Raw genomic sequence first — 24,749 nt, forward strand, 5'->3', positions numbered from 1 at the left:
TTGATGTGTCCTTTTTTAAATCGAGAGGAAAAATCCAACAATGAAAAGCAAAATACTTACTACTAAAAGGATAAGTCGAAATCTTGTGCGCATCATCATAGGATGAAAAAATAAGCCGTACGTGAGGGGTTTACTGCTCAGCCAATCGTAATAGTGATGCCGATGTGCTTCCCCCAGTGCCATTGTTACATGTCCGTGAAGAATGGTAATCATAAACGGGATGGAGAAAAGACAAGATCCAGCGTAAATGATGAACTGCTCAATTCCTGACAAATTTGCTAAATACCAATAGGGCCAGGCAAAAAGTAGAAAAAAAGGCACGCTGAGCATCCAATTGATGATGCTGATGCGCTTAAAATTTTGGGGATTGAGCTCTTGGTTCATAGTACTCGTCTGTTAGATCATCACCTTTGGTTGCTTCGGCCGAGTCGTTTTTCCAGATATGAATGTACCAATAAATGGGTATTGCTATCCCATAGGCAAGAAACACTACAGCGATCCACAAAATTCGCTTTTCGGTATCCAAAATAGGGTTTCGAATTATGTGGACGATGTAAAAAACAAATAATCCCAGTGCAAGTAGAATAATGGGAAATACATAGGGAAGGATATAACTCAAATAGGAAAATAACATCATGGGCATTGCCGGCTCCTGCGAAAAAAACATTGAGAAAAAATTTAAAATGACAAAGCCCAGAATACTAATTGCAAATAACAGGGGAAGGAACGTCAAAACCCCAAGAACAATTTTAGCAGTTTTATTTAAATTCATTGAAATATTTGATTGTTAAATTTGACTGGCAATCAGCATCTCAATTTCTCGGTAGGGCATATCAAAAATTTTGGAAAGTGATTTTTTAGTGAGATGTTTTTTGTAAACATAGGTACCGTTGCGCAATGCGGTGTTTGTCCAAAGACATTCTCGAATTCCTCCCGCATCACCTATAGCCAGCAGGTAGGGGACAATCACGTTATTTAGGGCATAGGTAGCGGTGCGGGCAACATTAGATGGAATATTGGGCACACAATAGTGAATTACATCGTGTGCCATAAATGTAGGCTGTGAATGTGTGGTTGCCCTGCTGGTAGCAATACAACCGCCTTGATCAATTACGGTATCCACAATAACGCTGCCGGGTTTCATAGAGGCAACCATAGGTTCGGTGACAAGTACAGGAGCGCGTTCCCCCTCAAACATGGCCGCTCCGATTACGACATCAGCATATTGCAGGGCTGAAGACAGGTATTGGTAATTAGCTGTGGCTGTAATAATACGACGATCAAGGGCATTTTCGAGGTGACGTAATTTTGCAAGATCGTTATCCATCACAAATACCTGCGCGCCATACCCCAAGGCTGTTCGTGCGGCATATTCGGCCGTAATGCCGGCTCCCAGAATTACAACCGTAGCAGGGGGGATACCCGAAATGCCCCCCAGCATAATACCCTGTCCACCCTCTGTTTTTTCCAGATAGTGAGCACCTATTTGTAATGACATTGATCCGGTAATTTCGTGCATCATCCGAACAATGGGGAACTCTTTATCTTCTCCCTTGATAAATTCGAAGCCAATAGCGGTAATATTCTTTTTGATTAAAAGATCGATAAATTCTTCGGTGGTGTTGCCAAGATGCAGTGCAGAAAGGAGGGTTTGGTCTTGCTCAAGAAGTTCAAATTCAGAATCTGACGGTGGTGCAACTTTAACAATCATGTCAGATTTTTTATAGACCTCATCAATACTAAGAGCAATTTCAGCGCCGGCGTCGGCAAATTCCTGATCGGTAAAGTTAGCTTCGCCCCCGGCATCCTGCTCAATAAAAACCTCATGTCCGTTGGCTATTAAAACCGAAGCCCCACCGGGAGTTAAACAAATTCGGCGCTCATCATTGGAGACTTCGTTTGGTACTCCTATCTTTAGGGAGATATTGGATTCCGATTTCATCAGGCGCTTTTCCAGCGTCTGTATTCCAATTTGTTCTGTTTCCAGGGGATTAATATCCATATTTGATTATTTTACGAGAAGTAACGTAGCTTAATTTAATCTACCTACTGACGCTAAGCAAAAAGACTATTTTAATATTTAAGATGGATAGGATTTTATATCGTAACAATTGGGAAATACGAATTAGGATTTAATATTAAAAACTAAATAATTCCTAATTCTTCATTTCACATTATTAATTATACAAACAATGAGTATTCGCCCGAAAAAAAGTTTAGGACAGCATTTTCTTACGGATGAGAATATCATCCAGAAAATTGCCGATGCCATTCCTGCCAAAGTGGGAGATCGTGTGATCGAAATTGGACCCGGTACGGGAGCTCTGACGGGCGCATTGCTAAAACAGTTTGAAGATGTGGTTGCTGTGGAACTGGATCAGCGGGCAATAGAAGTATTGGAGCAAAAGTTTGATGATCTGGAAATCCGTCACGAAAATGTGCTGGATGTAAATTGGGAAGAGCTTTCTATCGGAAAAGAGAAAACCCATGTGGTCGGGAATCTGCCGTATTATATTACCAGCCAGATTCTATTCTCGTTACTTGAGAATCGTTATTTAATGGCCGATGCGCTACTGATGATGCAGAAAGAAGTGGCCGAGCGATTGGTAGCCAATATTCGAACCAAAGATTATGGAATTTTGAGTGTGCAGACACAGCTCATGTGTACTCCTGAAATTTTATTTCCCGTTTCTCGTCACTGCTTTAGTCCTCAGCCTAATGTGGAAAGTGCCATAGTAAAACTGACTTTTGATAAAGGAGAGCTAAACTGTTCGGATAAGAATTTAAAAACCGTTGTTCGTACGGCCTTTAATCAGCGGCGAAAAAAGTTAAGCAATGCCCTAAAGCCAGTGGTCGGTAAAGATAAGCAGCCCAGTGGGTTTAACTTTGACAAGCGAGCCGAGGCATGGGAGCCGTCCGAATATGAAAAGTTGACAGCACAACTGGTCGATGATGGCATTTTGACCTGAAATTTCGACCACTCTGTTTTTCAGATTTGACCATCAAGATTTAAATTATTGTTATTTGGTGATTTTAAGACTTTTGATGGCGGTTTTTATATAAAAAGACATTTCTCCTAAAGTTTGGTATGGTACTTGCTCACCTATAACCCTGTTGAAATTGATGTGATTTCAAACAGAAGAATTTCAAAAGTATTAACAGCAATATTGCTGGATTCAAGAATTTCAAATTTCAACTAATAACTAAAATTAGGAGTCATACTTATGGCTAAATCTAAGATTAAACCGTTAAGCGATCGTGTTCTGGTTCAGCCAGCACCTGCGGAAGAGAAAACTGAATCTGGAATTATTATTCCCGATTCTGCAAAAGAAAAACCTCAGGAAGGAACTGTAGTTGCTGCAGGTCCTGGCAAGGTTGAAAACGGTACCAAGATTGATATGTCGGTAGCAGAAGGCGACAAAGTGCTGTACGGAAAGTATTCTGGCACGGAAGTTACGCTGGATGGCGAAGAGTATCTGATTATGAGAGAATCCGACATTCTTGGAATCGTTGACTAACGCAATTCTTTCAACATTTTTTAAACAAAAACTCAAAAAAATTAAATAGGCAATTATGTCTGCAAAATTAGTTCATTACGATATGGAAGCGCGCGATGCTCTCAAGCAGGGCGTTGACAAGCTTGCGAATGCTGTCAAGGTCACCTTGGGACCGCGTGGACGAAACGTAGTAATCGAAAAATCATTCGGTGCACCAACAGTTACAAAAGATGGTGTTACTGTAGCAAAAGAAATTGAGCTGTCCAACAAGCGACAAAATATGGGCGCTCAAATGGTAAAAGAAGTTGCTTCCAGAACCAGCGATAATGCTGGTGACGGTACAACAACAGCTACCGTTCTTGCTCAGTCCATCATTCAAACCGGATTGAAGAATGTTACCGCTGGTGCTAATCCGATGGAATTGAAGCGAGGTATTGACATAGCAGTTAAGGCTATTGTCGAAGAGCTTCGTAAAACAAGTCAACCTGTAGGTGACAGCCTCGAAAGTATTAAGCAAATTGGTACTATTTCGGCCAACGGCGATGAAGAAATTGGCCAAAACATTGCGGATGCAATGGAAAAAGTTGGCCAAGACGGTGTTATCACTGTTGAAGAAGCCAAAGGTACTGAAACCTATCTCGAGACGGTTGAAGGTATGCAGTTCGACCGCGGATATCTGTCCCCTTATTTTGTGACGGATTCTGAAAATATGGTAGCAGAGATGGAAGAGCCTTATATCCTGATCTTCGATAGTAAGATCAGCAATATGAAGGATCTGCTTCCTATCCTGGAAAAAGTTATTCAAACCAGCAAGCCTCTGCTGATTATCGCTGAAGATATTGAAGGCGAAGCACTGGCTACATTGGTTGTTAACAAGCTGCGCGGATCGCTCAAGATTGCAGCTGTTAAAGCGCCTGGCTTTGGTGATCGTCGCAAGCAGATGTTGGAAGACATCGCGATCTTGACAGACGGTACCGTGATTTCTGAAGAGCGTGGATACAAGCTCGAAAATGCTACTCTTGATTTCTTAGGTACTGCTGATCGCGTCAATATCACGAAAGATGATACGACGATTGTTGGCGGCCAAGGAAAAGAAAACGATATCCAGGCTCGTGTAAATCAGATTAAAGGACAAATTGAGTCCAGCACTTCTGATTATGATCGCGAGAAGCTGCAAGAGCGTCTTGCTAAATTGAGCGGCGGTGTTGCAGTGCTCAACATTGGAGCTGCTTCTGAAGTAGAAATGAAAGAGAAGAAAGCTCGTGTTGAAGATGCACTCCACGCTACACGTGCCGCAGTTGAAGAAGGCATTGTAGCAGGTGGTGGCGTTGCGCTGCTCCGTGCTCGCAAAGCAATTGAAGAGTTAGAAGCTGAAGTGCCTGATCAGAAAGTTGGCTTCAACATAGTTCATCGCGCTCTTGAAGAGCCGCTTCGAATTATTGCCAATAATGCCGGTGCTGAAGGTTCTATCGTTGTACAGAAAGTCCTTGAAGGCAAAGGTGGCTTTGGATACAACGCTCGTACCGAAACATATGAAGACCTCATTGAAGCCGGTGTAATCGATCCTACAAAAGTAACACGAACAGCACTTGAAAATGCTGCTTCTGTTGCCGGATTGATGTTAACTACCGAAGCTATCATCTCTGATAAGCCTACAAAAGGCGATGACGATGATGATGACGGTGGACCTGGCGGAGGCGGTATGCCAGGCGGCATGGGAGGCGGTATGCCCGGAGGAATGGGCGGAATGGGTGGCATGATGTAAGCCAGCCGTTCTTAAGTAACCGTCTTTCATAAGACGATTTGAAGCCTCGTCCCGTTTAGGGACGGGGCTTTTTTATTTGAAAATATCCAGAGTGGAAAAAAACCGTTGAGCATCTCAATAAAATTACGTTTGTTAGTGTTCTTTCGGATTATCAACCTCAATCTTAATAAACATCTATGATTCTTGCTCCCATCGATTGGGCTATAATTGGAGCTTATCTATTGTTTTCTTTGCTCATTGGCGTATGGGTAATGCGCAAAGCGGGTAAAAATTCAGAACAATTTTTTGCCGCCGGTAAAAATATGCCTTGGTGGCTGTTGGGGATATCGATGGTAGCTACTACATTTTCAACCGATACGCCCAACCTGGTTGCCAATATTGTGCGCACTGATGGTGTGTCTGGAAATTGGGTGTGGTGGGCCTTTCTTCTTACAGGTATGCTCACCGTTTTTGTCTATGCCAATCTTTGGAAGCGATCGGGGGTATTAACTGATGTCGAATTTTATGAGCTTCGATACAGTGGTAAAATGGCCGCTTTTCTGCGCGGTTTTCGTGCCGTATATCTTGGCTTTATTTTCAATGTGGTTGTGATGGCAACGGTATCACTGGCGGCGATAAAAATTAGCGGCGTATTGATGGGGTTAACGCCCGTTGAAACCGTAGTAATTGGTGGACTTATTACGGTTATTTACAGCTCTCTCGGGGGATTGCGTGGTGTATTGCTCACCGATTTTTTCCAGTTCTTTTTGGCCATTGGTGGAAGTCTAATTGCTGCATATGTGGCATTAAATCATCCTGAAGTTGGCGGACTAAGTGGATTGCTGGAACACAAAGAAGTAGTAAGTCAGCTAAATATTTTGCCCGATTTCTCTGATCCTTCGCAGGCTATTGGTATTTTTATTATCCCGCTGGTTATACAGTGGTGGAGCGTTTATTATCCGGGTGCTGAACCGGGAGGCGGGGGATATATTGCTCAGCGCATGTTTGCTGCTAAAGATGAGAATAACTCCATTGCTGCAGTGTTCTTTTTTAATGCCGCACATTACGCCCTGCGTCCCTGGCCATGGATTATAGTGGGATTATGTTCGATTATCGTTTTCCCTGAAGTCGCTGATTTGAAAGAGGCGTTTCCCGATGCTTCGGGCGTAGCCGATCATGATATGGGATACCCGGCGATGCTTACATTTATTCCAACGGGTTGGCTGGGATTAGTGGTTGCATCACTCACGGCTGCCTATATGTCAACTATTTCTACACATCTAAATTGGGGATCTTCTTATTTAGTTAACGATTTTTATAAGCGGTTTATACGACCCGAAAGCTCAGAAAAAGAGCTTGTAACTGTGGGGCGTATTTCAACCGTAATTTTAATGATTGTAGCCGGGGCACTTGCGTTACTTTTGCAAAATGCGCTCGACAGCTTTCAGATTATTTTACAGATTGGTGCCGGTACCGGGCTTTTGTTTATTCTTCGCTGGTTTTGGTGGCGTATTAATGCTGGGAGTGAGATCGCCGCCATGTTTATTGCTTTTGCCGTTGCTTTATATTTCCAGTTCGCTCATTCACATACCGGACTTCCGGAAGTTACCGGATGGCAAGAACTTATTATTGGAGTAATTGTAACTACTATCGGGTGGCTTGGCGTTACATTTGCTACTCGTCCCACGAATAAGGAAACATTAATTAACTTCTGTAAAGTAGCACGACCTGGCGGACCCGGATGGCAAAAAGTTATTGAGGAAGCTCGTGTTGAAGGAAAAGATACTGAACCCCTGGAAGATGAAGCATGGCGCGTCCCCCAAGGGCTGCTGTGTATGGTTTTAGGATGTATTGCCGTTTACGGGGCCCTTTTTGCTACTGGCTATTGGATTTATGGAAAGTGGGTTTTGGCTTCGGTTATAACAATTATTTCTATCCTTGCTTCAGGATTGCTGTACAAAGCCTGGCGCAAAGCTAATTAAAATTCGTCCGGATGAGGAGCTTTTCGAAGCTGAATAGATGAAATTTATTACTGAAAGGATCCAAAACCCAGTCAGGATGACTCTAACTAATCTTTTTGCTGTTTTTCCTTTTCGCTCATCACCCAGTCAATGAACAGAAACTCAAGTCCGGCGGCCTCGTATCCTTTCCAATTTTTGATCATCTCCTGGAATTCATCTTCGGAAGTATTATCGGGATCACCACCATAATTAAGGATAATCCACCGGCGGTGCCCTTTTTCTTTGCCCTTCTTTTTATTGCTGGGAAAAACAGCATCCGGGCGTTCGCGAAACAGCATCAGCTGCTGGGCCGAAGTAGGACCAATACCTCGAACCTTAGATATAGTGTTGTAAAATACTTCTGGTTGACATGTTTCAAGATGATGTAGATCACGTTCACCGGAAAGCAAGTCTTCAGCAAAACCAATGATAAATTCTCCTTTTCTTTTGGTAGGGCCCGGATCGAGCTGTCGGATACTCATAGGCGTGGCCTTGATAAGCTGATGCGGACGCGGCCAGGCCGGTATGTTATCATTCCCCGTATTGATGAGCGATCCATAATTTTTACGCACGTTATAGACCATCTTTTTAGCAGTAGGCTTATGCGAAAGTCGCATTTGAATAATGCGATTAACGGTATCCTCAAAAATGTTGGCTCGGGCCATGCGCTTAAATCCATAATATTCCTTAAGAAGTGGGCCCAATACCGGATCATCAGCTGCTTGTTCATATAAGGGGCGCAAATCGATACGCGTGCCAAAAATGCGAGCTAAACTCTTGTTTGCTTCTTTGATTTCATTCTTACTGAGTGCTTCCGGAGACTCAAAGTGAAACTCCGGGTTTTCCGGATCCCCGTTGAAAAAGCAGGTTACTAATATATCCCGATCATCTAATGGGATGGGACGTGTAAATCCCTCTTCAAAGACCTTTTCGGGATCGTGTTCGTGGTCGAAGTACTGATCAATATCTAAGCATAAAAACCAGTCGTGCGGGGGTGTGGATTTAAGTGTCCAGTTACTCATAGTAATGAAAAATTAGATATGATAAATTGATATAATTTAATTCAACTATTGTCGTCCTGTACTTGTTTCAGGATCTCCCCTTTCAATATAAAAAGATGGATTTTCTTCTTGCTTCAATCGTGCTTTATTAATTTTCTGCTGATATAATTTCTCCACATCTTTTAGCGTGTCGACATCTTCGGGAGAAAGATCCCAGCGAATGGCTTTAAACCGAGGCAGTCGCAGCGAATAATTTGCCTTGGTACGTTTGTTTTCCTGAATGTCATCGAATTCGAGCTCAATCACAATTTCGGGAATGAGTCCTAAGGTAGGCCCGTATTTTTCGACAGTCAGATCTTTAATGCGTTTGTTTAAGCGTTTCATCTCTTCATCCGTATAACCGCCATACGCTTTGCCAATTGGGATGAACTCCTCTTCGTAGCGCTCGTCTTCTGCGACTCGTATCCCCAGCGTGAAATCAGAATAGTATCCCCCGCGTTTACCGGAACCGGCATGAGCATACATCATTACCGTATCGAGTGTACCTCCCGGCTTTTTGACTTTGAGCCAGGATTTTCTTCGCTGCCCGTATTCATATGTGCTGTCAACTTTTTTGAGCATTAATCCCTCATTGCCGTGGGCCAAAGCACGTTTAAATAACTCATCAAGATGGTTACGGTCCTCTACTTCAAATTGATTAGTTATAGGAAGGTCATGGCTTTGGGATAATTTGGCAAGTAAATTACGGCGTTCCAGGAGCTTTTTTTCAAAAATAGGTTGATCGTCATAATAAAGGAGATCATAAGCTATAAATAAGACTGGGTATTTTTCGATAATATCTTTGCTTGGCTTTTTGCGTCCCATCCGTTTTTGGAGTAGCTGGAATGGTAGAATTTCATCATCTTTAAATACGCATATTTCACCATCCAAGACCACATCGGGTAAGTCTTTTTTTACGAAAAACTGTATGATTTCAGGGAATGAATGAGTGATATCATTGAGATCGCGAGAATAAAGTTCTACCTGTTTTTCGCTTAGGTGTGCCTGCGCTCGCATACCATCAAATTTTTCTTCGGCTATATATCTATTCAAATTTTCAACGGAACGGCTCTCTATTGGGGAAGCAAGCATAAACGAAAGGGGATGGAAAAGCTTAAAGCTTGCTTCATCCAGTTTATTATTCTTACAGAGAACTGCTGTTTTTCCAATGCTTCCGGTAATCATGTGAGCATAGCGAACGTCATCTACATTTTTGTCGAAAGCTTTGGCCAGTGTCGATACCACACTTTTGGTTTCAAAGCCGATACGCAGAGATCCCCGCGTCATTATGCGAATAAAAAATTTTATTTCGACCGGGGTCATCTGTTTCCATGCATCGCGTAAAATTTTCTGTTTGTCGGCGCGTGAGGATACCCGATAAATATCTTCATAAATTGATTCTATTTCTCGAAGACTTAGTTGTGCCGGTTCGCGTTTTTTGCGAGCTATTTTAATGTTGTGCATCAGTTTTTCGATCGCTTCGGAAGCACTACCCAGGGCCGTTTTACAAGGCTTAAAAACTTTTTCGTAGTCAATTTCACAGAACTGTGCTGCACAGGTGGAGTAGGTACGGCTGCCAACGGTGGCTCGCTTTCCTGATATTGATGAAAAAGCCCCTTCCCCTAAGAATTGAGCTGCACGGTTGAGATCTCCCTCATTTTTTAAGGAACGAAAATATTCTGCGCACAACGATATTTTAGTATTAGTGCTGCGCGTCTCGTTGATAGCTTGGGCCGTATCAGCCAGCTTTTTAAAGGAATTTGTCTTGAGATTCATTGGCACAGTAATTTTAATGAATCTTTTGATACATCCCCCTGATTCTTAGTTAAAGTCAGCTGAGAATCTTTCCCCCTTCGAAGGGGGACTTTTTTAAAAATCTTCCCTCGAGGGGAGTACTCTGGCGATAGCCAGAGGGAGGGGTGTTTATATATGTACGTGCTATTACTAATCATCTTCTTCGATCTCCATATCCAAAAATCGTGACTCGATATTTCGTTTATCCAAATAATGTTGAACAACATCGGCATTGGGAGTATGGGTGATATGCACTTTTTTGGGATTTAGTTTTTCACAAAGACGTATCAGTTCAAAAAAGTCGAGGTGATCGGAAAGCGGAATAAGTTTATGCACGGTCAACTGACTGCGAGCTGCTTCGCGGGTTGCCCAGCCTGAACAATAGGCAATGCGCATTTTTCGGGCGTTAGATGCAAAGCCGTTGTTGAGTGCTGAGTTGGTCGTAATCAAAATTTTGCCTTCACAGGTATCGCGGTCATAAGATTCGTAATTGCCCAAATCGATTCCGGCCTCCTCATATACATCACACATTTTATATCCTGCCCCGTGAATTTGAACTTGGTGTCCAAGCGGTGCCAGCAGGTGCATCACCTCTTGTGCCTTGCCTAAGTTATAAGCTAAAAATATTGGTGTGTATCCATTATCAAGGGATTTTGAGGCGAATGAACGGATTTCCTGTCCGAGGTTTTCGTGGGTATCCCATTTATAAATAGGCAGTCCAAAAGTGGCTTCCGTGATAAAATGATCGACCTGATTGGGAATGGAAAATCCCTCTGAAGCCGGAGATGGTGGGGTTCGATAGTCACCGGTATAGAGAACCGAACCTTCATCCGATTCTACATATATCATTGCCGAGCCCAGAATGTGTCCCGCCGGATAAAGGGTGATACGAGCTTTTTCTGTTTCTATGGATTCCCCAAAATCAAGGACTGTAGCATCGCCCTTATAACCGCGTCGCTGCATTAGCTTGAGGGTGTTGGGTGAACAATATACGCTGCTGTCGCGATTGCGGGGCATGTGATCGGCGTGGGCGTGCGAAATGAAGGTATGTTGGGTGGACGTACCATTGTAGTCGAAGCCAATGTTTAGATCCGGGAGCAGAATTCCGTGATATCCTGCCTTGGTGATATTCATGATATTGGGTGTCGGGTGATTACTAAGTATGCCAGCAGGAATATAGCTGATCCCACTGCCACCATAATGGCACCACTTCTTTTAATGATACTGGGCAGCTGTTGGCTGGCTTTAATGAGCGTGCGACTTTGCTCCCACCGCACCAGTTGAAGTCCTGCTATATACACAACGAATAAACTCCAAATAGTAAAGAGAAGTTCAATCCATGAGAAAGGAGTGAATGAAAGTACGAGTCCGGGAAGAGTGAAAAAAAGGAGATATTTTAAAATCCTGATAAACAGGGCCGGTGGTTTTTCGTAATCTGCCTTATCGAGTAAATAGTCAGCAATCTGATTCTTTTTAAGGGTGATATATCCCCCGGCTCCAATCAAACAAATAGCCAGTACCGAATAGTAAAGAGCAAACCATTTTGTTGAGAAGCTTTCCAAATCCATAATTACTGAATTATTCGTCTGGAAGATTTTCGGCTTCTACTGGTTCTTCCTCTTTGGGATATAAGATAGAAGCAATAATTGAGAGAGTAAGTGCACCGGCAATAAATGCTAATGCATATGGGGTAGGGATGTGATAAAAGTCGGAAAGCAGCATCTTAACTCCCACAAAAACAAGAATGAGGGAAAGTCCATAGTGCAGATAGTGGAAAAGACGCATGATGCCAGCGACGGCAAAGTATAGGGCTCGGAGTCCCAATATGGCAAAAGCGTTGGAACTGTATATGATAAATTCATCTCGCGTAATCGCTAAAATGGCGGGAATAGAATCGAGGGCAAAAACGAGGTCGGTTGTTTCGATGACCACTAAAACAATGAACAGGGGCGTGGCAATAAGCCGACCCATTTTTCGGATAAAAAATTTGGAGCCGTGATAGCTCTTGGTGGTAGGGAAAAAGCGCCGGACTAATTTTAAGACTGGGTTCCGTTCGGGGTGGACTTCTTTATCTTTTTCCATGGCCAGTTTTATACCGGTAAAAACGAGGAAGCCCCCAAATACATAAATAATCCAGTGGAAGCGTTCTATAAGCGCCACGCCGGTAAAAATAAAGAGCAGACGCATGACAAGAGCTCCAAATATTCCCCAGAAAAGTACTTTGTGCTGGAATTCATCCGGAACTTTGAAATAGGTAAACACCAGCAGGAAGACGAATATATTATCAACGCTGAGCGATTTTTCGATCAGGTAGCCGGTATAGTAGTCAATGGCCGTCTGGGAACCCATGTAGTAATAGACTCCAATACCAAAGATTAGGGCCATGACAATCCAAGCACCTGTCCAGTAAAGGGCTTCTTTGATGCTGACAGGTTCATCTTCTTTGTGAAGTACAACGAGGTCGACAATGAGCATCGCAATGATGAACACATTGAATACCGACCACAGCAGAATGGAATGATCCAAAACGAAGATCTACTTTTAAGGTTGAAAAAATAAGCCTCAAAAGTAGCTAATATTTGACAAAATTAATAGCTGAGTGGGGCACAAACTATTCGACTAAAAATCCCTCCTCCTCTTTTGTGAGTACATCAGGGATGACTGCCATTACTTCTTCTTTGAAAGCCTCAATAATATTCTTTTTCAGGTATTCGCGCCCGTATACAATGCGTACTTTCCGGCGTGGAACTGGATCGTCAAACTCTCGTAAATGGGCTTTAGCGCATTTTTCATTGATCTGATTTTTTGCAAGGTAAGGCAGGAGTGTCATCCCAAAGTTTTGTTCGACCAACTGTTTTAGTGTTTCCAGATTTCCGCTTTCAAATTCAATTTTGGGATTATCGAGCTTATTTTTTCTGAATTTCTTACACAACTTAACGGTTTGATCGCGAAAGCAATGTCCCTCGTTAAGCAGCCATAAATTGGTGACTTCCAAGTCATCTACCGAAAGACGATCTTTCTTTGCAAGCGGATGGTCCTCAGATACATAACCCAAAAATGGTTCGTAATAGAGATCTTCCTCAAAAATATTACCGCGATCAGCCGGGGTGGCTATGATACCGATGTCAAGATGATCCTGGTTAAGCAGATCGAGAAGTTCATCGGTTACCACTTCTTCAAAAATGAGGTGAACATCGGGATGCTTCTTCCGGAAGTTTCGTAAAAAGAGGGGCAGCAGATAAGGGGCAACCGTGGGGATAATTCCGATGCGAAAAGTACCTCGAAGCTCATCATCATTCAGGGCGGCCAGATCCTCAATATGTTTCGACTGCTTAATAATTTTTTTTGCCTCGGCAATAATTTTTTCACCTATCTCGGTAGGTATAACGGGCGATTTGGATCGATCAAAAATGGTAATCCCGAGTTCTTCTTCAAGCTTGTGAATCTGCATGCTGAGAGTAGGCTGAGTTACATATGATTTTTCTGCAGCAGTGGCAAAATGGCGGTAACGGTCAACGGCAATAATATACTTGAGTTGGGTAAGAGTCATAGTAAATCTATTTCAAAGCAAAAATTGTAACAAATTGTTTGACGGAATTATACAAACTTTAGAACTTTAATTCGTGAAAGTTCGAGATTTCCTTTCAGATTAGTACATTCCCCGTGAATCACTAATCAATTGAGCGTTAACGATTTAATAAAAAGCATAGATATAACAATTATGCAACAGGCGCATGTATTTATCGAAGGACGGGTACAAGGTGTTGGATTTCGTCATTTTGCAAGAGTAAATGCCGAAGAAGTAGGAGTTTTCGGGTGGGTTAAAAACCTGCCGGATGGTCGTGTAGAAGCTGTTTTTGCCGGACCAATGGACCACATCAGGGAGATGGTAAACCGTTGTGAGCAGGGACCGGGGGCCAGCCGAGTTGATAATATTGACGTTACGGTTGAGGAAGCCGATGAGGAATACGAAGAATTTGAGGTCCATTACCACTAACTTTTTCTATGCGTTTATTTATCGCAATTCCTCTGCCGAAAGGAGTTAAACAACAATTACTGGATTTACAGCAACCTATTGAGGGCATACGATGGCAGTCGCAAGAGCAGATGCATCTGACGCTAAAATTTGTGGGAGAAGTGGATAAGACGACTGTCAGTGAGCTTCGGGAAGAGCTGGATAACATTGTTCATTCAGACTTTTCAATGACAATTTCAGGGATTGGGTATTTTCCGGAGGGCAAGCAACCCAAAGTGGTGTGGGCAGGTATTAAAGAAAATGCGAATCTTCAGGAGTTGCATAAGAAAGTGGAAAATCGCTGCGAGAAAATGGGAATTGCTCCCGAAAACCGACCTTATAAACCGCATGTTACGATAGGGCGAACGAAAAATGCCTATAAACGATCGGTTACTTCATTTATCAATCAGCATAAAAAGTTCGGCATTCAGAATATTCAGGTCAATGAGTTTGTACTTTTTGAGAGTGAGTTGCATCCTGATGGAGCCCGCCATCATCCGTTGCAAACCTATTTACTAAACTCGGGTGAATAGTTTTTGTTATTTTTGGATTAATTAATTCCAATTTACCTAACGAATGTTGCGAATTGTGCAGTCATTTTTATGGATTCTGTTAAGTATTGCTGTCGGATATCTTTTATTGGTTGTCTTGATGTACTTGCTGCAGTCGCAGATGATTTATTATCCTCAAAAATCAATCACTTATACGCCCGAGGATGTTGGTTTATCGTATGAAGATGTCACATTTACAACAGAGGATGGGGTAAGTCTTCACGGCTGGTATATTCCAACTAGTAGCAATATTACAGTCTTATATTTTCATGGAAATGCAGGAAATATTTCGGGACGCCTGCAAACCATTCAGCTCTTGCACAATTTGGGACTCAACGTTTTTATTTTTGACTACCGGGGATATGGCAAAAGCGAGGGGAAACCCAGCGAGCAGGGAACCTATAAAGATGCCCGAGCGGCCTGGAATTATTTGGTGGCAGAAAAAGATATTGATAATGATCAAATTGTAATAATGGGACGGTCGCTGGGTGGAGCAGTTGGTTCGTGGCTTGCGGTACAAAAACAGCCGGCGGCTACCATTCTCGAATCTACATTTACCTCGGCCGCTGATTTGGGAGCCGACTTGTATTCTTGGCTGCCGGTACGTTCCATCATAAGATATGACTATAATACATTGGAGAACGTCAAACAGATTCGTTCACCTCTCTTTATGGCGCACAGCAGAGAAGATGAAATTGTTCCATATGAGCACGGAGAAAAACTTTTTGAGGTGGCTAATGAACCTAAAACGTTTGTTGAATTGCGAGGTTCGCACGGTTCCGGTTTCTGGGAGACAGGGGAAAAGTATCGCACAGCACTGCAGGAATTTTTAAATGATAACATAACGAATTAGTGATATGGATATAATTAGCAAAGAGATTACGATTGGAGCTGAGGGATTTTCGGATATTAAAAATATTACCGAGCATGTAACGGAATTTGCTGAGCAAAGCGGGTTTTCAGAGGGGATCATTCATATTTTTCCGATCGGTTCTACGGCTTCGATTTCAACGATAGAATTTGAGCCAGCGCTGGTGCAAGATATGAAGGATAAGCTGGACGAATTCGCTCCACATGACCAAACAACGCGTCACGGCGAAACCTGGGGCGATGACAATGGTTTTTCGCATATGCGGGCTACGATGATGGGACCGGGAATAACGGTGCCCTTACACGATGGTAAGCCGGTGCTGGGAACGTGGCAGCAGGTTGTGATTTTAAATCACGATAATAAATCGAGGGATCGCAGAATATTTTTGCAGGTAATGGGCAAATAATTTAAGAAAAGTACTAATCTGTTGTGCTGTTGAGATGATAGCTTTGAACGACAGATTTCAGGAGGTCGGGTTTGTTAGTAAAAATTCCGGTAACGCCACCTGCAATGAGTTTTTGCATTCGCTTTTTGCTATCCACGGTATAAATAAAAGTCGGGATATCATGCTTGTCGAGATCAGCCATCCATTTTCTTTTTAGTTGTCGATAGCTACAGTTAAACGCATCAACATTATATTTTTCAACGAGCTGATGTGGCAGTAATCGGTTTGATTGCTTTTTCTCGTAGAGTAAAGCTGCAGGAATATTAGGATCTAATTTTTTGAGATGGCGAATGGCTCGATAGTTAAAACTGGAAAATAAGACATGCTTTTCCATCCCATATTTTTTGACAAGCTGAAGTGCTTTCTCTTCTATCCCGTTTTTAATCTCATTAGAAACAGCTTCGGTTTTAATTTCGATATTGAGAGCAATATTTTCTGATGCAAATTTCAGTACTTCTTCGAGAGTGGGAATCTTTTGATCAGAAAATTCAGCGTCAAACCAGGAACCGGCATCTAGCTTTTTTAGGTCTTCGAGCGTGTAATATTTGACGTAGCTGTTGCCGTTGGTATGCTTGTTAAGCTTAGCATCATGAAAAACGATTGGAACGCCGTCTTTACTCATCATAATATCAAGTTCAATCATCTCTGCGCCCATTTTTACCGCTTTTTTAAAAGCGATCATTGTATTTTCGGGATAATAAGCGCTGGCACCGCGGTGGGCTATGATCACAAAATTGTCGCCATCATCGTTATAAAGTGCAGGTAAATTATGCTTTTGAGTCATAGATGATTGGGCCTGACAGTTAATAGTTGCAATAGAAGCAAATGTCAAGATAAGACAGAGATGCTTAATTCTCATGCTGTATTTTCCATTGCAAGTATTCCAGCAACTCATCGATTTGATTTTTTTGATAGAATATTAATCCCACGTTTATTGCAAAAACAGCCAAAATGATGATGAAAAATGTTTGGCTGAGCTGGGTAATATCAAAATAAAAGGAGTAGCCAAAAAATAATATAGCCGCAATATTTACGGCAAGTTGAATCCATTTATTCCGTTTTTTCTTGTGAAGGGCATCCACTTGTTCGCTTTCGGGCAGCGACAGTTCGTCTTTCTTGAGGTGTACAGTAAGGTAAGATTGAAGTCGGTTCTGTGTGTCGGAATCGTTAAAGTCCGTCATATCAGTTTTTGTGTTGCATGATCCGCTGCATGGCGTTACGTAACAAAGATTTAGGGTTGTTTCTTTTTGCAGCCGTGATATACAGAAGATAAAGACCAATCATAGTTGTTACACTGGCGATCATTATTAACGCGGTGGAAATCCATTGTGGCTGGATAAGCCCCAACACGGATACCGTAACTACAGCCAATCCCAGTAAGACCTGTGACACCCCGGCAATCAGATAGAATGCTGAAAGCGAATGGGTTTGTTCAACATATTGAGAAATGGCAGAATTATGTATGGAATCCTTTATATTGGATGATTCCGAGGATGGAAACGAATCATCTTTTGGGTTCTTATTTTTCATAGGTATACCCGTTATTTAATAGATCGTTAAGTACTTACAAGTTAAACGAAATTATTAATATTTCAATTCCCTGATTTATCATGACAGAAAGTGATACAAATATTTATGTTTATGGTCGTAACTCTATCATAGAGGCACTGAGGAACGAAGCCGAACGTATGCAAAAGATTTTTGTACGCGATTCGCTGCACGATTCTCAACTCTCAGAGATTTTTGATTTAGCATCCCAACATCGTATACCTATTTCACATGTTCCTGGTTCCAAACTCAATGATCTTGTGGGCAGCGTAAATGATCAGGGCGTAGTAGCACTGATGAGCCAGATATCATATCAGGATTTTGGAAGTTGGCTCGATACCGTTGATACATCCGACTACCCGGCCGTTCTGTTGCTGGATGAAATTGAAGATCCCGGAAATCTTGGGGCTATGCTCCGTACAGCTGCGGCAGCGGGGATATCGGCCGTCTTGGTTCCCAAACATCGACAGGCGCCGATAAATGCTACTGTTCATAAGACATCGGCAGGAACGGTGGGTCGCATCCCAATTGTTCGCGTTGGTAATCTCAATCAATCCATAATGAAGCTAAAAGATGAGGGATTTTGGATTGGCGGCTTGGATATGGATGGAGATCAAGAGCTCTGGGACCTGGAAGTTGATCGACCGCTGGCATTTGTCGTTGGCAACGAGGGAAGCGGTATCAGTCAAAAAACCCTAGAGCACTGCGATTACAAATTTCGTATTCCTATGGAAAACAATGTTGAGTCGCTGAATGCTTCGGTAAGTGCTGCCCTGCTTTGCTACGAGTGGAAACGGAAAGTACAGAGTTAAGCATTATTCGTAGAGAAGATATTGTTCACGTTGCTCCTTAAATTCAGAAGCTGTTTCCTTCCATTGCTTGGGATACAAATCGTTTTTTAGCTGTTCTTGCAGAGATGAATTATCAATACCGCTAAGCTTGGGCATGTAGTCATTGAGCGAAGCATCGGGGGTAGCATCGAGTAAAGTTGATAAAAGTTCGGCCCCAAGAGTAACCGGGTTAAATGCATCGGGATTGGTTACTTGAATGGCAATACCGTGACACTGTTCGCCCTCAAATTTGGGATTGGATGCTTTGCCGGGCATAGATTCGGGAGTGAAAGAGCGCCGCTCTATATTGACGCCGGAAAATTGTCGACGAAGCTGTGCAATATGAGAAGTGGTAAGTTTAGTTTTTGGGGATCCGATTCGAAGAAAGGGATTATCCGTACCGCGTCCTTCAGACATCGTTGTTCCTTCAAAAAGAACGGTTCCCAAATAGACATAAGCGTGATAAAAACTGGGCAGGTTGGGAGATGGGGGAATCCAATCGAGGCCTGTTTCGGGCCATTTCATTGAGCGGTTCCATCCCTCCATGGGAATTACTCGAACGGTTGCCTGTTCTGCATTATCAATCCACTGTTCGCCGACCATCATTTTGGCTAATTCACCGAGGGTCATCCCATGCACCATGGGAATAGGGTATTTTCCCACAAAAGATTGATGTTTGTCTTGCATCATCCATCCTGAAATAAAATCACCGGCGGGATTGGGACGATCTAAAATCCAGACCGGAATATCTTTTGCAGCAGCGGCCTCAATAATATTACCCAGCGTAGCATTGTAGGTATAGAATCGGGCACCTACATCCTGAATATCGAAAAGCAGGATATCTGTCTTTTCAAGCATTTCCTGGGTGGGGGTGCGTGTATTGCCGTAGAGCGAAAAAACAGGCAGACCGGTAGATTGGTCAATGCCGTCTTCAATGGTTTCTCCTGCACCAATATCTCCACGAAAACCGTGTTCGGGAGCAAAAAGTGCTGTAACGTTTATGTCACGAGCAAGTAAGGTATCAAGCATATGCGAGCCTTCTACGCGGGCAGTCGGATTCATCACCAGCCCTACGCGTTTGTCTTCGAGCTCATTAAGGTGATTGTCGAGCAAGACATGAGCACCTACTTTTACCGTTGGCTGCGATTGGATTAAGTTACATCCCATAAGGATTAAACAGGTGCAAACGATAAGTAGGACGGTAGTGGCTCGCATATCCTCGAAATTTACTTAGGCTTTATTAGCTACCACTTCTGCTTCAGAAAAGAAATATGCGGCTTCTTTTTTGCCGTTTTCAACAGAATCAGAGCCGTGAATAATATTTTCGCCTATACTGTCCGCAAAATCGGCACGAATGGTCCCCTCTTCAGCTTCACTTGGATCGGTAGCACCAATAAATTCGCGAAAATCTTCGATGGCATTTTCTTTTTCAAGAATCATGGGTACGCAGGGGCCGCTGCTCATAAATTCAACAAGTTCATCGAAAAATGGGCGTTCTTTGTGAACGGCATAAAATCCGCCTGCGGTATCTTTGGTCAGACGAGTCATTTTCATCGCAACAATGCGAAAGCCGGCCTCTTGAATGCGGCGGGTAACTTCGCCAATTAGATTTTTTCGTACGCAATCTGGTTTTAGGATCGTGAGAGTTCGTTCTACTGCCATAAAATAAATTTAAAGATTTGTAACAGATTAGTGTTTCTATGCTCTTTTAAATAAAGGACATAAATATAACGCATACTGCACTAATTCACGAAGTCAATTGTGCAGAACTTTTTCGCTTATAAAAAGTCACAAATAAATGGTTCATCATAAGACGGTACAATTATCTTGGAGCTGGCAGGTCAATGCTCTACCGCAAGAGATTTGGCCATTTATTACTGATGTCAATCGCTTGTTTAAGGACTTAAATCAGCCAAGCATTCAGAAAGTTCATATTACCCAGTCGGTAGATCAGGATTTAATTCAGCTTTCCTACAATGGAATAAACCGATACGAAGTTTGGGAAGAAGAGCCTTTTGAATGGGAATATCCATTTCGTTTTGGTGTAGTTCGTCATTACCAGTCAGGAGCATACAAGGATTTGAAAATCCAGGTTGACTTAAAGGAAAATGAAAAGGGAAGTCGTGTAATTGTTAAGTTTTGGGCCGTCCCCCGTAATAAACTCCTTTCGTTTTGGAATACCTTAAAACTTAAAATGTTGGTAAAGCGACGTTTTAAAAAGGTAATTGACAGATACGATCAGTTGGCTATAAGCGATCGTCATCATTATCAGATTGCCAATAAAAAAGGATTGGTCCGCGGGGGCGAAAATCGACTACGACAGATTGAGGAAGAGCTGCACAATAGCGAGGTTGATGCTGCCATATTGAAGCGGTTGATTGACTTTATTCGCCGTGCTGATGATTTGGAGCTGCAGCAAATTTCTCCACTCAAACTTGCAGAGCAGTGGGACCTATCTACGGAAAAGGTTTTTAAGGTTTTTATCCATGCGGCCAAAGCGAATCTTCTAAATTTTAACTGGGATCTGTATTGTCCATCCTGCAGAAGTATTCAGGAATCGGTAAAAACGTTAAATCAGATTCATGAGCCGATTTATTGTGATGAGTGTGAGCAGGAATTCAAGGTCAATTTTAATAAAACGGTTCAGCTTAGTTTTACACCGCATCCGTTAATCCGAAAAATAAATAGGGATCAATATTGTATTCGGGGACCACAGCAGAAGTCGCACGTGGTACTGCAACAGTATCTTAAACCCGGGCAAAAGCGCTATTTGATGACAGATTTACAATCAGGGGAATATATTTTGCGATCAACGCAGTCAAAAGGTGCGGCTTTGGTGCATGTGGATAAGCATGGAGATGATACGGTTCATGTAAATATTAACACCTCGGGGCTTACCGGAGAAGAGGTTCATATTGCAAACAGTCCCAATTTGAGTATCGAAAATACAACTGATAAAAATCAACTTATTACTCTCGAGCGCAAGAGCTGGTCTTTGCACGGAGTGAGCGCTGCTCGGGCAACATCGTCGCAGCTATTTCGCAATCTTTTTGCAAATGAAGTACTGCGCAAGGGTGAAAAAATATCAGTCGATAACCTGACGTTGATGTTTACTGATTTGTTTGATTCAACGGGCATGTATAACGAGGAAGGAGATGACAAGGCTGTGGGACAGGTCATCGATCACTTTGAAATCCTGCAACAGGTAGTTTCCAAAGAGAACGGTGCTATAGTTAAAACAATTGGCGACTCGGTAATGGCGGTATTTTGTGAGCCCGACCAGGCTTTACGAGCTTATCTGAGAGCTCAAAAAATGATATCGGACGACGAACGCTTTACCGATGATTTTCAGCTTAAGGCCGGAATTCATCACGGGAGCTGTGTGGCTGTTAATCTCAATAGCCGTATCGATTACTTTGGCTGTACCGTTAATATTGCTTCGCGTTTTGTGGATTACGCATCAGAAAATGAACTCATCATTTCTCAGAAAGTATTTAGCAAGTATAATTTGCAAGAAATGCTTGAGGATTCTGAGAATGAAGGGAGAGTTGAGGATATTAATATTCGCCTCAAGGGATTTAATAAAGAATCGTTTTCCATCAAGCGCATACAAATAAGTGATTCTCCACTTCGACTGGCAATATAAGGTTGTTTGCTCATCTAAATTATAGCTTGAGAGCCACCTCTACTTACCGTAGCTTATCTGCTGACTTTACTATTTTCTAAAAATTATATTTCTGATATGAATGCAAAAAAAGATTCTCAGCAGCCTGTTGCTCCCGGAGCAAAAAAAATGAAAAAAAAGAAGAATATTGCACTTATTGCCCATGATCATCGAAAAAAGGATCTAATTGACTGGTGCGATTTTAACAAGGGATCGCTTTCAAAACATAACTTGTTTGGGACGGGTACGACAGGTGAAATGATTGCCGATAAGGTAGGCCTGGATGTAAATCGCTTTAATAGTGGCCCTCTGGGTGGCGACCTGCAAATTGGAGCCGCCATCGCAGAAAATAAGATTGAGATGATGATTTTTTTCTGGGATCCGCTCCAGGCCCAGCCGCATGATGTAGATGTGAAAGCACTGTTGCGAATTGGCGTGCTTTATAATATTCCTATGGCGTGCAATCGCTCATCGGCCGACTTCATGATTTCAACGGATCTTATAGATGAAGAATACGATCGCTTTATCGTGGATTACAGCGAACGTTTTTCAAAAGATGTAGATAAAGAGTAGATGACTGATTCTCCTGATAACAATCAAAATCGTCTGGCGAATGAATCCAGTCCGTATTTGTTGCAGCATGCCGACAATCCGGTAGATTGGTATCCCTGGGGAGAGGAAGCATTTGAAAAAGCCAAGCAAGAAGACAAGCCGGTGCTGGTATCTATCGGCTATGCGACCTGCCACTGGTGTCATGTGATGGCACACGAGTCGTTTGAGGATGAAGAAGTTGCCGAATTGATGAATCGTGCCTTTGTAAATATTAAGGTAGATCGCGAAGAGCGTCCCGATATTGATAATACCTATATGTTGGTTTGTCAGATGCTTACCGGTAGTGGCGGCTGGCCCCTTAATGTTTTTTTAACGCCTGATAAGAATCCTTTTTATGCGGCAACGTATATCCCAAAAGCCGGGCGACAGGGCCGCCCGGGAATGCGCGAGCTTATTCCATGGATTTCTAAGCTGTGGCAGAATGATCGGGAGAAAATTATCAATTCTACAGATGAGATTGTCACTGCCTTTCAGAAGTCAAATGTATTTGTCCCATCAGATCGTTTGGATAGTAATATTTTAGATGAGGCGTACGATCAGTACGAGCAGCAGTTTGATGAGCAATATGGAGGATTTGGTTCATCCCCCAAGTTTCCGAGTTCGCATAACCTAATGTTTTTGCTTCGCTATGCGGATCGTCATCAGGATTCAAAAGCGCTGGAGATGGTGGAGAAAACACTAACCCAAATGCGCATGGGTGGGCTTTTTGATCAAATCGGCGGAGGCTTTCACCGCTATTCGACGGATCAGAAATGGTTGGTACCACATTTTGAGAAAATGCTTTATGATCAGGCAATGTTACTGATGGCGTATACTGAGGGTTGGCAATGCACCAAGAACGATCTATTCAAGCAGACGACAGATGAAATTTGTAGTTATTTGATGCGTAAGATGCAGGATGAGAATGGCGGATTTTATTCTGCGGAAGATGCTGACAGTGAGGGAGAAGAGGGAAAGTTTTATGTTTGGAGTACTACCGAAATTCGAGAACTATTGCCGCTGGCTGAAGCAGAACTTTTTATCGATGCCTATAACCTGACTGATGAAGGTAATTATCATGATGAGGCTACCGGTCGGAAGACAGGCAAAAATATCCCGCATCTTCAAAAATTGTTTAAGGAGCTTGCCCAAGAACGGGATATGGAGCCTGAAAAACTTCGTGCTACATTGGCATCAATTCGGGAAAAATTATTGGAAAAACGCAAAAAACGAGTACATCCGCTCCTTGATGATAAGATTCTCACCGATTGGAATGGTTTGCTCATTGCGGCATTGGCCAAGGCCGGATCAGCTTTTGAAAATGAGCAGTACCTCGTGCAAGCTGAACGTTGCTGGAAGTTTATTGATAATGAGATGCTCACTGAAAAAGGAATACTAAAGCACCGTTATCGCAATGGGGATGTTGCTATTGATGGTCATGCCGATGATTATGCATTTGTGATATGGGGACTTTTGGAGCTGTATGAGGCTACATTTAGAACGGAATATCTGCAGCAGGCGGTTTCGTTGAATGAACAATTTGTGGATCAATTTTGGGATGACGAGAACGGTGGTTTTTACTTTACGGATGAAACTGCTGAGGAGCTGCTGGGGCGGAAGAAAGAGATTTATGACGGGGCAATGCCTTCGGGGAATTCCATTGCCATGCTGAACCTACTTCGATTGGGACGAATGACTGCCAATACTGAGTGGGAAGAGATGGCTGATGAATCGCTAAAGTTGTTTGCTGAAAGTATTGAAAAAGCGCCGACGAGCTTTGGAGCAGCTCTGCAGAGTGTGGATTTTCTGGAGGGAGATTCTCAGGAAATTGTTATCGCAGGTTCTCAAGATGATTCTGATATTGAAGAATTTATACGTCCGCTGCAGAACCGTTTTTTACCCCGTGCAGTTGTTATTTTCCATGATCCGGAGGATAGCACGATTGGCGATTTGGTACCGTATCTTTCCGATTTTGGGATGAAAGATGGTAAGCCTACTGCTTATGTCTGTCAGAACTATGCATGTGAGCTGCCAACAAATAGCCCTGATAAAATGATGGAGTTTATCGAATAGTAATTAGCATTAAACGTGTGCGCTTGATGCCACTGTGGAATGATGGTCCATTGAGATAGCAGCGTAAAACATAGATCTCTCACTTC

The 24,749-nt window shown here is 42.7% G+C and carries 26 protein-coding genes; 12 read left to right on the forward strand and 14 right to left on the reverse strand.

Annotated features, from left to right (window positions below; genetic code table 11):
- Positions 1-15: 15 nt before the first annotated feature.
- From U5J89_RS03815 to U5J89_RS03825, 3 genes are all read right to left on the reverse strand, one after another.
- Positions 16-384: a hypothetical protein gene (locus U5J89_RS03815; RefSeq protein WP_322574279.1), complete on the reverse strand. Its 369-nt coding sequence runs from the start codon at positions 382-384 to the stop codon at positions 16-18.
- Entirely contained in the window at positions 353-667 is a 315-nt protein-coding gene (locus U5J89_RS03820) for a hypothetical protein (protein WP_322574280.1), read from the reverse strand. The genes U5J89_RS03815 and U5J89_RS03820 overlap by 32 nt, the downstream gene beginning before the upstream one ends.
- A 120-nt stretch (positions 668-787) precedes the next feature.
- Positions 788-2,002, reverse strand: coding sequence for an alanine dehydrogenase (locus tag U5J89_RS03825; RefSeq protein WP_322574281.1), 1,215 nt, complete (start codon positions 2,000-2,002; stop codon positions 788-790).
- A 190-nt stretch (positions 2,003-2,192) separates the two neighbouring features.
- On the opposite strand from U5J89_RS03825, the gene rsmA reads away from it, so the two are divergent.
- From rsmA to U5J89_RS03845, 4 genes are all read left to right on the forward strand, one after another.
- On the forward strand, positions 2,193-2,969 hold the full coding sequence (gene rsmA / locus U5J89_RS03830; protein ID WP_322574282.1) for a 16S rRNA (adenine(1518)-N(6)/adenine(1519)-N(6))-dimethyltransferase RsmA: 777 nt from the start codon (positions 2,193-2,195) through the stop codon (positions 2,967-2,969).
- Between the two features lie 255 nt (positions 2,970-3,224).
- Positions 3,225-3,518, forward strand: coding sequence for a co-chaperone GroES (groES, locus tag U5J89_RS03835; protein ID WP_095606959.1), 294 nt, complete (start codon positions 3,225-3,227; stop codon positions 3,516-3,518).
- 55 nt (positions 3,519-3,573) lie between these two features.
- A complete protein-coding gene (gene groL / locus U5J89_RS03840; RefSeq protein WP_322574283.1) occupies positions 3,574-5,262 on the forward strand; it encodes a chaperonin GroEL in 1,689 nt (562 codons plus the stop codon).
- Positions 5,263-5,438: 176 nt separating this feature from the next.
- A complete protein-coding gene (locus tag U5J89_RS03845; protein ID WP_322574284.1) occupies positions 5,439-7,223 on the forward strand; it encodes a sodium:solute symporter family protein in 1,785 nt (594 codons plus the stop codon).
- Positions 7,224-7,309: 86 nt separating this feature from the next.
- Here U5J89_RS03845 and U5J89_RS03850 read toward each other — a convergent pair whose 3' ends face one another.
- The 6 genes from U5J89_RS03850 to U5J89_RS03875 all read right to left on the reverse strand — a co-directional run bounded on the left by U5J89_RS03850 (position 7,310) and on the right by U5J89_RS03875 (position 13,625).
- On the reverse strand, positions 7,310-8,263 hold the full coding sequence (locus U5J89_RS03850; RefSeq protein WP_322574285.1) for a hypothetical protein: 954 nt from the start codon (positions 8,261-8,263) through the stop codon (positions 7,310-7,312).
- A gap of 45 nt (positions 8,264-8,308) precedes the next feature.
- On the reverse strand, positions 8,309-10,057 hold the full coding sequence (locus U5J89_RS03855; protein ID WP_322574286.1) for an ATP-dependent DNA ligase: 1,749 nt from the start codon (positions 10,055-10,057) through the stop codon (positions 8,309-8,311).
- Positions 10,058-10,225: 168 nt separating this feature from the next.
- A complete protein-coding gene (locus tag U5J89_RS03860) occupies positions 10,226-11,209 on the reverse strand; it encodes an MBL fold metallo-hydrolase (RefSeq protein WP_322574287.1) in 984 nt (327 codons plus the stop codon).
- On the reverse strand, positions 11,206-11,643 hold the full coding sequence (locus U5J89_RS03865; protein WP_322574288.1) for a hypothetical protein: 438 nt from the start codon (positions 11,641-11,643) through the stop codon (positions 11,206-11,208). Before U5J89_RS03865 ends, U5J89_RS03860 begins: the two co-directional genes overlap by 4 nt.
- Positions 11,644-11,653: 10 nt before the next feature.
- A complete protein-coding gene (locus U5J89_RS03870; RefSeq protein WP_322574289.1) occupies positions 11,654-12,601 on the reverse strand; it encodes a TerC family protein in 948 nt (315 codons plus the stop codon).
- A gap of 85 nt (positions 12,602-12,686) precedes the next feature.
- A complete protein-coding gene (locus U5J89_RS03875; RefSeq protein ID WP_322574290.1) occupies positions 12,687-13,625 on the reverse strand; it encodes a hydrogen peroxide-inducible genes activator in 939 nt (312 codons plus the stop codon).
- A gap of 171 nt (positions 13,626-13,796) precedes the next feature.
- On the opposite strand from U5J89_RS03875, the gene U5J89_RS03880 reads away from it, so the two are divergent.
- From U5J89_RS03880 to U5J89_RS03895, 4 genes are read left to right on the forward strand one after another with little or no spacing between them, the layout of a single operon-like run.
- The gene (locus U5J89_RS03880; protein WP_322574291.1) at positions 13,797-14,072 is read left to right on the forward strand and encodes an acylphosphatase; all 276 of its coding nucleotides are present in this window, start codon (positions 13,797-13,799) and stop codon (positions 14,070-14,072) included.
- A gap of 8 nt (positions 14,073-14,080) precedes the next feature.
- Complete coding sequence (gene thpR / locus U5J89_RS03885) at positions 14,081-14,623, forward strand: RNA 2',3'-cyclic phosphodiesterase (RefSeq protein ID WP_322574292.1); 543 nt, start codon at positions 14,081-14,083, stop codon at positions 14,621-14,623.
- 55 nt (positions 14,624-14,678) lie between these two features.
- Positions 14,679-15,494 carry an alpha/beta hydrolase gene (locus U5J89_RS03890; protein WP_322574293.1) on the forward strand — a complete coding sequence of 272 codons (816 nt, stop codon included), beginning with the start codon at positions 14,679-14,681 and terminating at the stop codon, positions 15,492-15,494.
- A gap of 4 nt (positions 15,495-15,498) precedes the next feature.
- Positions 15,499-15,918 (forward strand): secondary thiamine-phosphate synthase enzyme YjbQ, encoded by a 420-nt coding sequence (locus U5J89_RS03895; protein WP_322574294.1) that lies wholly within the window; start codon positions 15,499-15,501, stop codon positions 15,916-15,918.
- Positions 15,919-15,931: 13 nt separating this feature from the next.
- On the opposite strand, the gene U5J89_RS03900 is transcribed toward U5J89_RS03895, so the two are convergent.
- The 3 genes from U5J89_RS03900 to U5J89_RS03910 are packed head-to-tail and all read right to left on the reverse strand — an operon-like array spanning position 15,932 to position 17,487.
- Positions 15,932-16,816, reverse strand: a complete 885-nt coding sequence (locus U5J89_RS03900) for a glycerophosphodiester phosphodiesterase (RefSeq protein WP_322574295.1) — start codon at positions 16,814-16,816, stop codon at positions 15,932-15,934.
- Positions 16,806-17,138 carry a hypothetical protein gene (locus U5J89_RS03905; protein ID WP_322574296.1) on the reverse strand — a complete coding sequence of 111 codons (333 nt, stop codon included), beginning with the start codon at positions 17,136-17,138 and terminating at the stop codon, positions 16,806-16,808. Before U5J89_RS03905 ends, U5J89_RS03900 begins: the two co-directional genes overlap by 11 nt.
- Position 17,139: 1 nt before the next feature.
- Positions 17,140-17,487, reverse strand: a complete 348-nt coding sequence (locus U5J89_RS03910) for a hypothetical protein (RefSeq protein WP_322574297.1) — start codon at positions 17,485-17,487, stop codon at positions 17,140-17,142.
- A gap of 80 nt (positions 17,488-17,567) precedes the next feature.
- On the opposite strand from U5J89_RS03910, the gene rlmB reads away from it, so the two are divergent.
- On the forward strand, positions 17,568-18,317 hold the full coding sequence (gene rlmB, locus U5J89_RS03915; protein ID WP_322574298.1) for a 23S rRNA (guanosine(2251)-2'-O)-methyltransferase RlmB: 750 nt from the start codon (positions 17,568-17,570) through the stop codon (positions 18,315-18,317).
- Positions 18,318-18,320: 3 nt separating this feature from the next.
- Here rlmB and U5J89_RS03920 read toward each other — a convergent pair whose 3' ends face one another.
- Both U5J89_RS03920 and ndk read right to left on the reverse strand, forming a co-directional pair.
- On the reverse strand, positions 18,321-19,502 hold the full coding sequence (locus U5J89_RS03920) for a DUF1343 domain-containing protein (RefSeq protein WP_322574299.1): 1,182 nt from the start codon (positions 19,500-19,502) through the stop codon (positions 18,321-18,323).
- Between the two features lie 63 nt (positions 19,503-19,565).
- Complete coding sequence (ndk, locus tag U5J89_RS03925; RefSeq protein ID WP_322574300.1) at positions 19,566-19,997, reverse strand: nucleoside-diphosphate kinase; 432 nt, start codon at positions 19,995-19,997, stop codon at positions 19,566-19,568.
- Between the two features lie 136 nt (positions 19,998-20,133).
- Between ndk and U5J89_RS03930 the strand changes: the two genes are divergently transcribed.
- The 3 genes from U5J89_RS03930 (at position 20,134) to U5J89_RS03940 (ending at position 24,663) form a co-directional block, all read left to right on the forward strand.
- The gene (locus U5J89_RS03930) at positions 20,134-21,981 is read left to right on the forward strand and encodes an adenylate/guanylate cyclase domain-containing protein (protein WP_322574301.1); all 1,848 of its coding nucleotides are present in this window, start codon (positions 20,134-20,136) and stop codon (positions 21,979-21,981) included.
- A 147-nt stretch (positions 21,982-22,128) separates the two neighbouring features.
- Positions 22,129-22,572 carry a methylglyoxal synthase gene (locus U5J89_RS03935; protein ID WP_416208496.1) on the forward strand — a complete coding sequence of 148 codons (444 nt, stop codon included), beginning with the start codon at positions 22,129-22,131 and terminating at the stop codon, positions 22,570-22,572.
- On the forward strand, positions 22,573-24,663 hold the full coding sequence (locus U5J89_RS03940) for a thioredoxin domain-containing protein (protein ID WP_322574303.1): 2,091 nt from the start codon (positions 22,573-22,575) through the stop codon (positions 24,661-24,663).
- The last annotated feature ends 86 nt before the right edge of the window (positions 24,664-24,749 follow it).

The sequence above is a fragment of the Fodinibius sp. genome (assembly GCF_034521915.1).
Classification (GTDB): Bacteria; Bacteroidota; Rhodothermia; order Balneolales; family Balneolaceae; genus Fodinibius.

Excerpts from the sequence above, each read along its gene's own strand:
- U5J89_RS03815 (WP_322574279.1), bottom strand. The coding sequence starts at position 384 with ATGAACCAAGAGCTCAATCCCCAAAATTTTAAGCGCATCAGCATCATC.
- U5J89_RS03820 (WP_322574280.1), bottom strand. The coding sequence starts at position 667 with ATGTTTTTTTCGCAGGAGCCGGCAATGCCCATGATGTTATTTTCCTAT.
- U5J89_RS03825 (WP_322574281.1), bottom strand. The coding sequence starts at position 2,002 with ATGGATATTAATCCCCTGGAAACAGAACAAATTGGAATACAGACGCTG.
- rsmA (WP_322574282.1), top strand. The coding sequence starts at position 2,193 with ATGAGTATTCGCCCGAAAAAAAGTTTAGGACAGCATTTTCTTACGGAT.
- groES (WP_095606959.1), top strand. The coding sequence starts at position 3,225 with ATGGCTAAATCTAAGATTAAACCGTTAAGCGATCGTGTTCTGGTTCAG.
- groL (WP_322574283.1), top strand. The coding sequence starts at position 3,574 with ATGTCTGCAAAATTAGTTCATTACGATATGGAAGCGCGCGATGCTCTC.
- U5J89_RS03845 (WP_322574284.1), top strand. The coding sequence starts at position 5,439 with ATGATTCTTGCTCCCATCGATTGGGCTATAATTGGAGCTTATCTATTG.
- U5J89_RS03850 (WP_322574285.1), bottom strand. The coding sequence starts at position 8,263 with ATGAGTAACTGGACACTTAAATCCACACCCCCGCACGACTGGTTTTTA.
- U5J89_RS03855 (WP_322574286.1), bottom strand. The coding sequence starts at position 10,057 with ATGAATCTCAAGACAAATTCCTTTAAAAAGCTGGCTGATACGGCCCAA.
- U5J89_RS03860 (WP_322574287.1), bottom strand. The coding sequence starts at position 11,209 with ATGAATATCACCAAGGCAGGATATCACGGAATTCTGCTCCCGGATCTA.
- U5J89_RS03865 (WP_322574288.1), bottom strand. The coding sequence starts at position 11,643 with ATGGATTTGGAAAGCTTCTCAACAAAATGGTTTGCTCTTTACTATTCG.
- U5J89_RS03875 (WP_322574290.1), bottom strand. The coding sequence starts at position 13,625 with ATGACTCTTACCCAACTCAAGTATATTATTGCCGTTGACCGTTACCGC.
- U5J89_RS03880 (WP_322574291.1), top strand. The coding sequence starts at position 13,797 with ATGCAACAGGCGCATGTATTTATCGAAGGACGGGTACAAGGTGTTGGA.
- thpR (WP_322574292.1), top strand. The coding sequence starts at position 14,081 with ATGCGTTTATTTATCGCAATTCCTCTGCCGAAAGGAGTTAAACAACAA.
- U5J89_RS03895 (WP_322574294.1), top strand. The coding sequence starts at position 15,499 with ATGGATATAATTAGCAAAGAGATTACGATTGGAGCTGAGGGATTTTCG.
- U5J89_RS03900 (WP_322574295.1), bottom strand. The coding sequence starts at position 16,816 with ATGAGAATTAAGCATCTCTGTCTTATCTTGACATTTGCTTCTATTGCA.
- U5J89_RS03905 (WP_322574296.1), bottom strand. The coding sequence starts at position 17,138 with ATGACGGACTTTAACGATTCCGACACACAGAACCGACTTCAATCTTAC.
- U5J89_RS03910 (WP_322574297.1), bottom strand. The coding sequence starts at position 17,487 with ATGAAAAATAAGAACCCAAAAGATGATTCGTTTCCATCCTCGGAATCA.
- rlmB (WP_322574298.1), top strand. The coding sequence starts at position 17,568 with ATGACAGAAAGTGATACAAATATTTATGTTTATGGTCGTAACTCTATC.
- U5J89_RS03920 (WP_322574299.1), bottom strand. The coding sequence starts at position 19,502 with ATGGGATGTAACTTAATCCAATCGCAGCCAACGGTAAAAGTAGGTGCT.
- ndk (WP_322574300.1), bottom strand. The coding sequence starts at position 19,997 with ATGGCAGTAGAACGAACTCTCACGATCCTAAAACCAGATTGCGTACGA.
- U5J89_RS03930 (WP_322574301.1), top strand. The coding sequence starts at position 20,134 with ATGGTTCATCATAAGACGGTACAATTATCTTGGAGCTGGCAGGTCAAT.
- U5J89_RS03935 (WP_416208496.1), top strand. The coding sequence starts at position 22,129 with ATGAAAAAAAAGAAGAATATTGCACTTATTGCCCATGATCATCGAAAA.
- U5J89_RS03940 (WP_322574303.1), top strand. The coding sequence starts at position 22,573 with ATGACTGATTCTCCTGATAACAATCAAAATCGTCTGGCGAATGAATCC.